The following is a 12,597-nucleotide window of genomic DNA, read 5'->3' on the forward strand; positions in this document are numbered from 1 at the left end:
ATTTAGGTACAATATTAGAATATAAACTTATTTTCCTATTTTTGAGGTACTTTTTGATGAGTGATACAACTGCTCGTCCATCTCACTTTATTCGTCAAATTATTGATAAAGATCTAGCAGATGGTAAACACAACATTGTTCACACCCGTTTTCCGCCAGAGCCAAACGGCTACTTGCACATCGGGCATGCCAAGTCTATTTGTTTAAACTTTGGCTTAGCACAAGAGTATCAAGGGCAGTGTAACCTACGTTTTGATGACACCAACCCAGAAAAAGAAGACATTGAATTTGTTGATTCAATCAAAGCTGATGTGCAATGGCTTGGTTTTAATTGGGATGGCGAGATCTGCTATTCATCAAACTACTTTGATGCCTTGTATGGCTACGCTGTTGAGCTAATTGAAAAAGGTTTGGCTTATGTGGATGAGCTGAGCCCAGATGAGATCCGCGAATACCGCGGCACCTTAACTGCGCCAGGCAAAGAAAGCCCATATCGTAACCGCAGCGTGGAAGAGAACTTAGCTTTATTTGAAAAAATGCGTGATGGCGGTTTTGAAGAAGGCAAAGCATGTCTACGTGCAAAAATCGACATGGCGTCATCATTTATGGTGATGCGCGATCCTGTGTTATATCGCGTGCGTTTTGCCCACCACCACCAAACCGGTGACAAGTGGTGCATTTATCCGATGTACGATTTTACCCACTGTATTTCGGATGCGCTGGAAAACATTACTCACTCATTGTGTACGCTTGAATTCCAAGATAACCGTCGTTTATATGATTGGGTACTTGAAAACATTAGTATCGAAGCACGCCCACATCAGTATGAGTTTAGCCGTCTAAACCTTGAATATACTGTGATGTCAAAGCGTAAGCTAAGCCAATTGGTGAGCGAGAAGCTGGTTGAAGGCTGGGATGATCCGCGTATGCCAACTATTTCTGGTTTACGTCGTCGCGGTTTCACACCTGCGTCTATTCGTGAGTTTTGCCAACGTATCGGCGTTACCAAGCAAGAGAACATGATTGAGTTTGGTTCACTTGAGTCTTGCATCCGTGATGACTTAAATGAAAATGCCCCACGTGCAATGGCAGTGCTTGATCCTGTGAAAGTTGTGATTGAAAACTTCAATGACACAGAAGAGCTAACCGTTAGCAACCATCCAAACAAACCTGAAATGGGCACGCGTACTGTACCATTTAGTCGTGAAATTTGGATTGAAGCGGATGATTTCCGTGAAGAAGCAAACAAAAAATACAAGCGTTTGGTTCTTGGCAAAGAAGTTCGTTTACGTGGCGCATATGTGATCAAAGCTGAGCGCATTGAAAAAGATGCAGGTGGCAAAGTGACGTGCATTTACTGTACTTATGATCCACAAACTTTAGGTAAAAACCCTGAAGATGGTCGTAAAGTAAAAGGCGTGATCCATTGGGTCAGCGCAGAGCAGGGCATCGAAGCAGACGTACGTTTGTATGATCGCTTGTTCACAGTGCCAAACCCAGCGGCAGCCGATGACTTTGCAGCAACCATTAACCCAGAGTCACTTGTGGTTAAAAAAGCGTATGTGGAGCCAAGTCTTGCAAATGCAACCCCTGAGCAAGGTTTCCAATTTGAGCGTACGGGTTATTTCTGCCTAGATTCAAAAGACTCTACGCCAGAGAAACTTGTGTTTAACCGCACTGTTGGTTTACGTGATACATGGGCGAAAATCGCTGACTAATTTTTGCTAATTTAAAGCAATAAAAAACCGAAACTTGAATGCTCGAGTTTCGGTTTTTATTTATCTGCTTTTTGTCTTTATTTAAGCAATAAACTTAAGACTGCTTTTTGTGTAAGCTTGGGTCACCTTTACAATTGACATCTTTGCTACGACCGTAAAGATATAAACTATGGTTGGTTAGCTCAACATTATAAAGTTTTGCGATTTGATGCTGACGTTCTTCAATCATCGCATCAGAAAACTCAATCACAGCGCCACAATCTAGGCAAACAAGGTGGTCATGGTGCTCTTGTGTAGAGAGTTCGAACACAGACTTACCACCTTCAAAGTGATGGCGGGTCACGATACCTGCATCATCGAATTGGTTTAACACACGGTAGACAGTCGCAAGTCCAATTTCTTCGCCAAGATCGATTAATTTCTTATAGAGATCTTCAGCACTAATGTGTTGGCAGTCAGGTTGTTGGAGTACTTCCAAGATTTTTAACCTTGGCAAGGTTACTTTTAGGCCTGCTTCTTTTAGTGCTTGGTTATTATCTGGCATTGATTATCCCTGTACGAGTTACTAACGCTAGGATTAGCGAATGATTTGCGATTGGTAAAACTTATTATAAGCTAGTATCCATGAAGATAAAACCTTATCTTGGGTCAGGCTTTAATAAGTTTACTAAATTGTTACATTCCATCATAACAAGGCTTGGATAAAAAAACACCCCCATTAAAGGAGGTGATTGAAATTATTTGAAATATTTTCGAGATTAGTCTTCTAGCTCAGCCAGACACATTTCTTCGTAGACTTGTTTAACCCAAGCGTCAACACGCTCTTCAGTCAGTTCAGGTTGTCTATCTTCATCAATGCACAGACCAACAAATGTATTGTCGTCTACAAGCGCTTTTGATGCTTCAAACTCATAGCCTTCTGTTGGCCAGTGACCCACAATTGTGCCGCCTTTTGCTTCAACGATATCACGTACTGTGCCCATCGCATCACAAAAATACTCAGCATAATCTTCTTGGTCACCACAACCAAAAATAGCCACTAGCTTGGTTGAGAAGTCAATTTTCTCAAACTCTGGGAAGAAGTCATCCCAGTCACATTGAGACTCACCATAGTACCAAGTTGGGATACCAATCAGAAGTAAATCAAAGTTATCAATATCTTCTTTGCTGCTCTTGGCGATATCTTGGACATGCACCATTTGCTTGCCAAGTTGCTTTTGGATCATTTTAGAAACAGCTTCAGTATTGCCTGTGTCACTACCAAAGAAGAGACCTACACTTGCCATAATTAATCGTACCTATTATTAATGGTTTGCTCTGCATTGCAGAAATAAAAATTTGTTTCAGAGTGAGCCAAAGACGTCTAAGCGATTAAGACTCTTCTTCTCAAGGTATCTAAAATCAGAGGGATACCTTATGCGTAAATCAGTTGAATCACACCTTTTGCGATAAATCCAATGCAGCCAAGACACAGCACCAACCAAACAATTTTACGTCCAAAAGGGGGAACGTTGCCTTGTTTGAGAACATCTTTAATTGCCAGCCCAATCAAGAGAAAAAGCAGTGCAAAAAAGAGGTCTAAACCTATTGCTTCTAAGGTGTCATAATAGTCATAGAGCATAATTGAGACTCATCGCATTATCATGGGCAAAACTATACCATTGTTAACGCTTAAAGTTAAACTTTGCTTGAAATTTTGGTGTGATAGGCGCCAGAATGTCTAGCTTTTGCTTAAATCTCTAGCTTATCTAAAAATCCCTGCAGCGCGCGCATGACTTCGCTAGGCTTTTCTGCATGCAACCAATGCGCTGCATTTTGCACTATGTGCCCGCGTGAATTGGGAAACTGCTGGCGGATCATCGCTTGGTGGCTGGTTTGAATATAATCAGACTCACTGCCTTTAATAAAAAGCGCAGGCACTGGGTTTGGGGCGATCGCTTGCCAGCCCATAATATCTAAATAATGCTCAATAATGACTGGGTAGTTAAAACGCCAGGCCAAACCATCTTCTGCTTGATATAAAGACTTTCCTAGAAATTGGCCGACGCCATCATCAGCAACTATCGCTTTCATTATGCTCATCGCTTGACTGCGGCTTTGTGGTTTAGCGTCTGCGACAGCTTGAATGGCTTCAAATACATCAAGGTGACGGTGCTCTTGATAGGCAACCGGCGCCATATCGAGCACGCCAATCGCATGCACAGATTCTGGATAAAGACTTGCCATCTTCATCACGGCTTTGCCGCCCATAGAATGGCCGATAAAGATAGCTTGCTTGATTTCAAGATGTGCAAGCAGGTTGGCTAAATCGGTTGCCATCTCAGTGTAAGTCATCTGTGAATGATGAAAACTGCGGCCGTGATTACGAAGATCTACTTGGATCACACGGTAATTTTTTTCAAACTGACGAGCTAAGACAGCCAAGTTATCTAAACTGCCAAATAAGCCATGTACTAAAACCAAAGGCTGGTTTGATTGCGCCGCCTCATTTAAGGGGCCAGAATCTTTATAATTTAAAATTTGATTAGTCTTAGATAGCATAATAAGCCTGTACCGATAGCTACAAAATAAGGTAAATACGACTCGCTATCATAAAGATAAATGCCAGAGAACAAAAGTGTTAGCATCATTTTTATAGCATTAGTTTTAATCAGGCTTTTGCTAAGCATTTGTATTCACTCATAAGCCTTAGCTATGGCACATCCTAAACAGATCACAATGCGATCTAGATTGTTTAAATAAAAATCAAAGTGTTTGAAAATAAAGCGTATTTATTTGATCTAAATGGGTGATCTGCAAGATCAAGAAATCATAGAGTCTTTACTTAGAACCATGTATACTAGACTGAAGTATTTACTAAACAGAGATAGAACAGCCAATGAAAAACATAGAGGTAGATGAAGAGCTTTATCGCTACATTGCCAGCCAAACTAAGCATATAGGTGAAAGTGCATCCGATATTTTAAGACGCTTACTTATTGAAAAACAAGCACCTTTATCGAATCCAAGTTTATCCGCTGGTGTTTCTCAGGTTGCTCCTTTGGTAAGTCCTGCTGCACAAAATGATGCGCCTCAAGAGACAGCTGAAGCCAATGTTGCGCTTGCTGCGCAATCGTCACAAGACAAAGTCAAAGCGATGCGATCTTTGTTGATCTCAGATGAGTTTGCAGCAAAAGATAAAGCGATTGATCGTTTCATGCTGGTTTTAAGCCATTTATATCAATTATCAAGTGAAGATTTCGCCACTGCTGCGCAAGTCAAAGGACGCACGCGTGTTTATTTTGCCGATAATAAAGAAACTTTGCTTGCAAGTGGTAAAACGACTAAGCCGCGTTTGATTCCTGACACCCCATTTTGGGTGATCACAAATAACAACACCAATCGCAAGCGCCAAATGGTGCAGCAATTGATGGAGCGTATGGGCTTTAGCCAAGATTTAGCCGAGCGCATCGGTAAATCAATCTAGGAATTTGCGCAATGGTTTTAAATATGTATTTGAAATCTGTATTTGAGTGATTTAATTCTTTATCGCTGAAGTTTTCATAAAGGTTAGCGAAACGTAAATACAAAGAATTAAAACATACAAATACTCGCTCTAAGATCGCAAAACGTATCCAAAGCCATTGAATCATAAGCCACAAGTGGAGTAATTTACTTGTGGTTTTATTATTTAAATTGAAAAGGACAACTAAATGGCCGTTCATCCAAGAGCAGGTACACAAGCGATTGCAAGTGATCTGATCAGCATTCCAGCACTTGTTAGTGACTATTATCAAATCACCCCTCAAACAGATATCCCAGCAAACCGTGTCCAATTTGGCACTTCCGGTCACCGCGGCACCTCAAGTAAAGCAAGTTTTAACGAATATCATATCTTAGCGATTGCGCAAGCCGTTGTGGATGAGCGTAAGCAAGCAGGCTTGACTGGCCCTTTATTTGTCGGTAAAGATACGCACGCATTGTCGGAGCCTGCGCTACGTAGTGTGGTTGAAGTTTTAGTTGCCAATGATATTGAAGTGATTGTTCAAGCAGAGCAAGGCTATACTCCAACACCGGGTATTTCACATGCCATTTTAACTTACAATCAAAAGCATGCAGACAAAGCAGATGGGATTGTTATCACCCCATCGCACAACCCACCGCAAGATGGCGGGATCAAATATAATCCTGCGCATGGCGGTCCTGCTGAAGCTGAAATTACCAAGCGCGTTGAAAATGCAGCCAATGCTTACCTTGCGAACAATCTTGAAGGTGTGAAACGTGCCAGCTTAAAAGATGTTGAAGCCAAACTGAATGCCAAAGATCTGGTACAGCCGTATGTTGAAGATTTGGTTAATGTGATTGACATTGAAGCGATTCAAAAAGCGAATCTAAAAATTGGTGTTGATCCACTCGGCGGTGCAGGGATTGAATATTGGCGCCGTATTGCCAAGCATTTTGATCTTAACATTGAATTGGTTTCAGAAGCTGTTGACCCATCATTTGCTTTCATGAGCCTTGATAAAGATGGCGTGATCCGTATGGACTGCTCATCTCCTTATGCAATGTCAGGTCTACTCGCACTAAAAGATGATTATGACTTAGCCTTTGGTAATGATCCGGATTATGATCGCCACGGCATTGTGACGCCAAAAGGCTTGATGAATCCAAACCATTATCTTGCTGTTTGTATTGATTATTTATTCCGCCACCGTCCACAATGGAAACCTGAAGTAGCAGTGGGTAAAACTTTGGTTTCGAGTGCATTAATCGACAAAGTTGTGGCTGATTTAGGTCGTACGCTTTGTGAAGTGCCAGTTGGTTTTAAATGGTTTGTTGATGGCTTGTATGACGGCAGCTTTGGTTTTGGCGGTGAAGAGAGCGCAGGTGCATCTTTCCTTCGCTTTGACGGCACGCCTTGGTCAACAGATAAAGATGGGATTATCTTATGCTTGCTCGCAGCAGAAATTACAGCTGTCACAGGTATGAATCCGCAAGAGTATTATGAAAAACTTGCCAGCCAGCACGGTGAGTCTGCGTATAACCGTTTGCAAGCGGTTGCTAATGCAGAGCAAAAATCTGTATTAAGCAATCTGTCGGCTGAAATGGTAACGGCGACTGAGCTGGCAGGTGATCCGATTACTGCGCGCTTAACTCATGCGCCAGGTAATGATGCGGCGATTGGCGGCTTAAAAGTGACCACTGAGTTTGGCTGGTTTGCCGCGCGTCCATCGGGCACTGAAGAGATTTACAAAATCTATTGCGAGAGCTTTAAAGGCGCCGAGCACTTAAAACGTATCGAGCAAGAAGCGCAAAAAATTGTCGATGATGTGTTTGCAGCAGCAGGCTGCTAAGCCCAATCATTTGGCACGATAAACCAAAACTCGCCGTTTTCATCTAAACAATGAAGGGGGCGGGTTTTGTTGTATTTGGCTCGGTTAGTTTTTGCTTGCTGAGTGTCGTTTTTCTGAGCGCCGTTTTGCTGCGTTAGACAAGGCGCTGGTGTTGGGCTAAAAAATTTTGCCTTTATTTCTTCAATGTTAAATCCATCTTCAGGTTTACAAGTCTCTTTTCCATATAGCCATTCGACCTTATGAATCGGCCAAAATGCCACTAAGCCCAAATCACTGGCAAGTAAATTCATTTGGCTGTGATAACACCAATGGCCGCATATCTGCGCTTGATTTAATGGGTAACCTAAGCAGGTTTGAGGAATGTCTTGGTCTAAAAATGGATTGGTATATAAACGCCCTTGGAGTAAAAGCTTAGGCACTATTTGGGTATTCGCATATTCTGGGTATTGAGCTTTAAAGGCCGCTGTTTGGCTCATTTTTAATTGATGCTCAAGCATATGGGCTAGTTTTAGATCCAACCTATCACCGCGATTTGGGCCATACCAAAGCCCTTGATCGAGTAAATAAAACTTTACCGCAACTTCCCAATGTTCAAGCTCTTGAGAGTCTTGATTTTGAATTAAGAAATCAATTTCGCCTAAGGTTTTGTTTTGCTTGAGCGCTTCATTATATTCAAACACCTGAATTTCACTGGCTTTAATTTGATAGTTAGGATGGGACGCAAAATGGCTCATGCACGCATGTTGATAATAAAAGCCAAGCCGTGAATTGCCAGCGTATGGTAGGTAAGCCACGGGGTAGCTTTGATCAAAGGGGATTGGCTCACCGATTAAGCTTTGCGCATGGGTGACCCAAGTTGTCAGTTGCATGATCTGCGCTTTATCGTCCATAAATGCATTACCTGTGTGATAATTTCTTGTCAGTGTGATTAAGCTTGGGAAATAACCGGAAAACCGCTAAACTAGGCGCAGTATTTCCATCACATAAAATAGAGTCTGAATGTCATTTTCTAAATTCGCGTTATCGCCGTCTATCCTTCAAGCGATTGAAGCTCAAGGTTACACCAAGCCAACCACAATTCAAAATAAAGCTATCCCTGTGATCTTAAAGGGTGAGAATCTGATTGCGGCGTCCCAAACCGGTACAGGTAAAACCGCAAGCTATGTCTTGCCTATGCTTGAGATCTTATCCAAAGGTGAAACTCAGCGCAAAAAACGTATCCGCGCGCTGATTTTAGTCCCAACGCGCGAACTTGCCATTCAGGTTAACCAAAGCATTCAAACTTATGGTCAATTTACTGATCTTAAAAGTTTTGCCGTCTATGGCGGGGTGGATGATAAACCGCAAAAGCAAGCCTTGATTGATGGCACTGATATCTTGGTGGCAACGCCGGGACGTTTGCTTGATTTGTGCACTCAAAAAGCGATTCACTTTGAAGAAGTGCAAATGCTGGTGCTTGATGAAGCTGATCGCATGTTAGATATGGGCTTTATTGAAGATATTAATAAGATTTTATCGCGCCTGCCTGAAGATGATCTGCAATCGCTGCTTTTCTCTGCAACTCTGTCTAACCCTGTGCGCGATCTGGCGCGTAGCGCGGTGGAAGATGCATTTGAGATCTCGATTGCCAAGCACAGTGCGTCAAAATCAAATATTAAGCAGTGGATTGTGACCGTCGATAAAGATATGAAATCATCACTGCTAAGTCATTTACTTCAAACCCATGATTGGGCGCAAGCGCTGATTTTTATCGAAACCAAGCATGGCGCAGCCAAACTTGTCACCCAACTTGAAAAACGCGGGATTAAAGCAGAAGGTTTTCACAGTGGTCGCAGCCAAGCGGTGCGCCAGCAATTATTATCAGACTTTAAAGAAGGCAAAATCCAATACTTGGTCGCAACTGGCGTGGCGGCGCGTGGCCTTGATATTGATGGCCTTCCGTGCGTGATTAACTATGACTTGCCTTATCCTGCCGATGAATATGTCCACCGTATTGGCCGTACAGGTCGCGCCGATGCACAAGGTGAAGCGGTTGCACTCGTATCAAAAGATAATTTTAAAAACTTATGCATGATTGAAAGCCGTTTGGGCCATCTTTTAGAGCGCCGCGAAATTGAAGGTTTTGTGCCACGCAAGCCAGTGCCAATTTCAATTTTAAACTATGTGCCAAAGCACAAACGTCTGCAACAAGAACAAGAGAATCAAGAGAAGGGGTATGATGAAGAATAATATCGCGCTTGAGCAGCTACTCAATCAAATTCTACAGCCTGAGCAAATTAAAGACTATTGTCCAAATGGCCTGCAAGTAGAAGGCAAGCCTGAGGTGACAAAAATCATCACAGGCGTGACCGCATCCCAAGCCTTAATTGATGCAGCCATTGCCAAGCAAGCGGATGCAATTTTGGTTCATCATGGCTATTTTTGGAAAGGTGAAGCCGAATCCATTCGCGGGATGAAAGGCAAGCGCATCAAGGCGTTGATTCAAAATGATATTAACTTGTATGCCTATCACTTACCGCTTGATATTCATCCAACATTGGGTAATAACGCGCAGCTTGCAAGTTTACTTGATATCAAGGTGCAAGGCGGTCTGGAAGGGCATGCGCAATCTGTGGCGATTTATGGTGAGCTCAATACGCCAATGCAAGCGGATGAGTTAACAAATAAGATTGAGCAGGTGCTCGCGCGTAAGCCGCTACATATTGCGCCATCGGATGAAGCAAAAGCCAGCCAGCCGATTCGCCGCATTGCATGGTGCACAGGTGGCGGTCAAGATTTCATTGAACTGGCTGCAAGCCAAGGCTTTGATGCCTTTATTTCAGGTGAAATTTCAGAGCGCACAACTTATACTGCGCGTGAAATTGGGATCCATTATTTCAGCGCCGGCCATCATGCGACCGAGCGTTATGGCGTCAAGGCATTAGGTGAGTATTTAGCGAAAGAATTTGACTTAGATGTGGAATTTATTGATATAGATAACCCTGTTTAACATCCAAATTTCATATAATCCTTACTTTTTGAACTAAAATACCCAAAATAGTTGAAGTTGCAGCTTTGACTAGGATGGGTATTTTATTTGGAGCCCCCTTGATCCGCAAACTCCCACCTTGGGTAAAATATGGCGCTTTTATCCTTGCCTTGATTGCTGGCAGCATTAATGCGATTGGACTGCTTAGCTTTGAGCACCAAGCCGTTTCTCATATCTCAGGCACTGCCACCTTACTTGGCAGCTCTTTGGTCACAACCGAGCTTAATAGCCTGCACCTTGTTGGCATTTTAGTTGCGTTTTTTATCGGTGCATGCCTGTCTGGAATGATTTTACATCACGGTCAACTCAAGCTAGGGCATTACTATGATTTAGTCTTAATTTTAGAATCGCTACTTCTTTGTTTAAGCTGCTATTTTTTATCTCAAAATAGTTTTTATGGGCACTTGGCTGCATCAATGGCGTGTGGTCTTCAAAATGCTATGGCAACGACCTACAGTGGGGCTGTCGTGCGCACCACTCACTTAACTGGAATTGTGACGGATTTAGGCTTGATGCTTGGGCAGGCATTTCGTGGGCAAGCTTTTGATTATAAAAAGCTAATATTATTTAGTTTTATTTTATCTGGCTTTATTTTAGGCGCTGGTTTTGGAGCATTTTTGTTCCAAATATTACATAGTCAAGCCTTACTTATTCCTGCATTTGGTTGCCTGATTTTAGCCGTTTGGTATCGTTTATATTCTCGCACTAAACTTCACTCGAAGGCTGCATCATAAGCGTCATCTAAACCGAGTCTAAAAATAGAAAAATCCCCCAAATCGAATGCTCAATTTGGGGGATTTCATTCACTATAAACTTAATTAAAAATCAATTAGTCACGCTCGTTGATCGGCGTAAATTTACGCTGTGATAAGCCAGTATAAAGCTGACGCGGACGACCGATACGGTTACTTGGATCATCATGCATTTCATTCCAGTGGGCAATCCAGCCGACTGTACGAGAAAGGGCAAAAATTACCGTAAACATCGACACTGGGATACCGATCGCTTTGAGGATAATACCTGAGTAGAAGTCTACATTAGGGTATAGTTTTTTCTCCACAAAGTAAGGGTCAGACAATGCAATGCGTTCTAATTCCATCGCAACATCCAAAAGAGGATCTTCGCGTTTAAGCTCTGTCAGTACTTGGTGGCATGCTTCACGCATGACTTTTGCACGTGGGTCAAAGTTTTTGTATACGCGGTGACCAAAGCCCATCAAACGGAATGGATCATCTTTATCTTTGGCTCTTTCGATGTACTCAGGGATTTTATCTACGCTGCCAATCTCTTCTAGCATCTTCAAACAGGCTTCGTTTGCGCCGCCGTGGGCAGGGCCCCAAAGTGATGCAATACCTGCAGCGATACAAGCGAATGGGTTCGCACCTGAAGAGCCGGCTAGACGCACGGTTGAAGTGGACGCGTTTTGTTCGTGATCGGCATGAAGGGTAAAGATTTTATCCATTGCACGCGCAAGCACAGGGCTGACCACATATTCTTCACATGGGTTGGCAAACATCATATGAAGGAAGTTTTCAGCATAGTTTAAATCATTGCGTGGATAGATAAACGGTTGACCAATCGAGTATTTATAACACATTGCAGCCAGTGTTGGCATTTTTGATAACAAGCGGAAAGCGGTGATTTTACGGTGCTCTTCGTTATTGATATCCAATGAATCATGGTAGAACGCTGCCAATGCACCGACCACGCCGCACATGACTGCCATAGGGTGAGCATCACGACGGAAACCATGGAAGAAGCTTGAGATTTGCTCATGCACCATGGTGTGCTGAGAGACAACTCTTTTAAATTCATTATATGCTTCTTTTGTAGGTGCTTCGCCATAAAGCAAGATATAGCAGACTTCTAGATAATCAGCATTGTTAGCAAGCTCGTCAATTGGATAGCCACGATGTAGCAAAATACCTTTATCCCCATCAATAAAAGTAATTTGTGATTCACATGAGGCAGTTGCAAGAAAACCAGGATCAAACGTGAAGTAACCACTTGCGCCTAATTTGCGTACATCCAAAACATCAGCGCCTTCAGTGCCGCTTAAAATTGGCAAATCAATAGGCGTTAAACCTTCAATTTGAAGCACTGCTTTCTTTTGTGTCATGATGTTCTCCTTGTTTTATTTATTCCTTTCCAGACTCATATTCTTATGTTTTGAATATAAATATAACTACTTTTGTAACTGATGCACTGCTTGAAAGTCAATCAATAGATTGATTTGTGCGGCCTAGTTTCTAATTTTTATACCTAAAAAGTTAAAAATTTGTACTTCGTATCAAAAATAAAACCCAATTTTGTATTTATCAATTTTGAGAGGTAGGCTAGCACTTAACCTTAGATAAACACTTTGTTTTTCAAGAATTAGTTGCAGTTTTTATTGGGTCTTTTGTCACATAAAATTTGCGAGCAAGATAGCAAAAATACAAATTTCGTTAACAAGAGCAAAGTTAAGTTAATATTTTGTTGAGTATTTTGGTTGAGTAAGTGATAAAAAGGTAAGGAC

12 protein-coding genes are annotated in these 12,597 nt (G+C 42.2%); 6 read left to right on the plus strand and 6 right to left on the minus strand.

Annotation, left to right across the window (positions count from 1 at the left end):
• Positions 1-56: 56 nt before the first annotated feature.
• Positions 57-1,718 (plus strand): glutamine--tRNA ligase, encoded by a 1,662-nt coding sequence (gene glnS / locus AC2VOY_RS10640; RefSeq protein WP_491831328.1) that lies wholly within the window; start codon positions 57-59, stop codon positions 1,716-1,718.
• A 94-nt stretch (positions 1,719-1,812) separates the two neighbouring features.
• On the opposite strand, the gene fur is transcribed toward glnS, so the two are convergent.
• The 4 genes from fur to AC2VOY_RS10660 form a co-directional block, all read right to left on the minus strand.
• Positions 1,813-2,262: a ferric iron uptake transcriptional regulator gene (gene fur / locus AC2VOY_RS10645; RefSeq protein ID WP_491831329.1), complete on the minus strand. Its 450-nt coding sequence runs from the start codon at positions 2,260-2,262 to the stop codon at positions 1,813-1,815.
• Positions 2,263-2,476: 214 nt separating this feature from the next.
• Positions 2,477-3,004: a flavodoxin FldA gene (gene fldA / locus AC2VOY_RS10650; protein ID WP_491831330.1), complete on the minus strand. Its 528-nt coding sequence runs from the start codon at positions 3,002-3,004 to the stop codon at positions 2,477-2,479.
• 128 nt (positions 3,005-3,132) lie between these two features.
• Positions 3,133-3,339 carry a DUF2788 domain-containing protein gene (locus AC2VOY_RS10655; RefSeq protein WP_491831331.1) on the minus strand — a complete coding sequence of 69 codons (207 nt, stop codon included), beginning with the start codon at positions 3,337-3,339 and terminating at the stop codon, positions 3,133-3,135.
• Positions 3,340-3,449: 110 nt separating this feature from the next.
• Entirely contained in the window at positions 3,450-4,259 is an 810-nt protein-coding gene (locus tag AC2VOY_RS10660) for an alpha/beta fold hydrolase (RefSeq protein ID WP_491831332.1), read from the minus strand.
• Positions 4,260-4,596: 337 nt separating this feature from the next.
• Here AC2VOY_RS10660 and seqA point away from each other — a divergent pair, with 337 nt between their 5' ends.
• Positions 4,597-5,184: a replication initiation negative regulator SeqA gene (gene seqA, locus AC2VOY_RS10665; RefSeq protein ID WP_491831333.1), complete on the plus strand. Its 588-nt coding sequence runs from the start codon at positions 4,597-4,599 to the stop codon at positions 5,182-5,184.
• 226 nt (positions 5,185-5,410) lie between these two features.
• The gene (pgm, locus tag AC2VOY_RS10670; protein WP_491831334.1) at positions 5,411-7,051 is read left to right on the plus strand and encodes a phosphoglucomutase (alpha-D-glucose-1,6-bisphosphate-dependent); all 1,641 of its coding nucleotides are present in this window, start codon (positions 5,411-5,413) and stop codon (positions 7,049-7,051) included.
• On the opposite strand, the gene AC2VOY_RS10675 is transcribed toward pgm, so the two are convergent.
• Complete coding sequence (locus tag AC2VOY_RS10675; RefSeq protein WP_491831336.1) at positions 7,048-7,941, minus strand: DUF1853 family protein; 894 nt, start codon at positions 7,939-7,941, stop codon at positions 7,048-7,050. The two genes, pgm and AC2VOY_RS10675, sit on opposite strands and share 4 nt — an antisense overlap.
• A gap of 109 nt (positions 7,942-8,050) precedes the next feature.
• Between AC2VOY_RS10675 and AC2VOY_RS10680 the strand changes: the two genes are divergently transcribed.
• The 3 genes from AC2VOY_RS10680 (at position 8,051) to AC2VOY_RS10690 (ending at position 10,813) form a co-directional block, all read left to right on the plus strand.
• A complete protein-coding gene (locus AC2VOY_RS10680; RefSeq protein WP_491831338.1) occupies positions 8,051-9,280 on the plus strand; it encodes a DEAD/DEAH box helicase in 1,230 nt (409 codons plus the stop codon).
• Positions 9,270-10,040 (plus strand): Nif3-like dinuclear metal center hexameric protein, encoded by a 771-nt coding sequence (locus AC2VOY_RS10685; RefSeq protein ID WP_491833079.1) that lies wholly within the window; start codon positions 9,270-9,272, stop codon positions 10,038-10,040. The genes AC2VOY_RS10680 and AC2VOY_RS10685 overlap by 11 nt, the downstream gene beginning before the upstream one ends.
• A gap of 98 nt (positions 10,041-10,138) precedes the next feature.
• Entirely contained in the window at positions 10,139-10,813 is a 675-nt protein-coding gene (locus tag AC2VOY_RS10690; RefSeq protein ID WP_491831339.1) for a YoaK family protein, read from the plus strand.
• Between the two features lie 95 nt (positions 10,814-10,908).
• On the opposite strand, the gene AC2VOY_RS10695 is transcribed toward AC2VOY_RS10690, so the two are convergent.
• Positions 10,909-12,198 (minus strand): citrate synthase, encoded by a 1,290-nt coding sequence (locus tag AC2VOY_RS10695; RefSeq protein ID WP_491831340.1) that lies wholly within the window; start codon positions 12,196-12,198, stop codon positions 10,909-10,911.
• Positions 12,199-12,597 lie beyond the last annotated feature (399 nt).

This window comes from Vibrio sp. KMM 9700 (assembly GCF_058545285.1).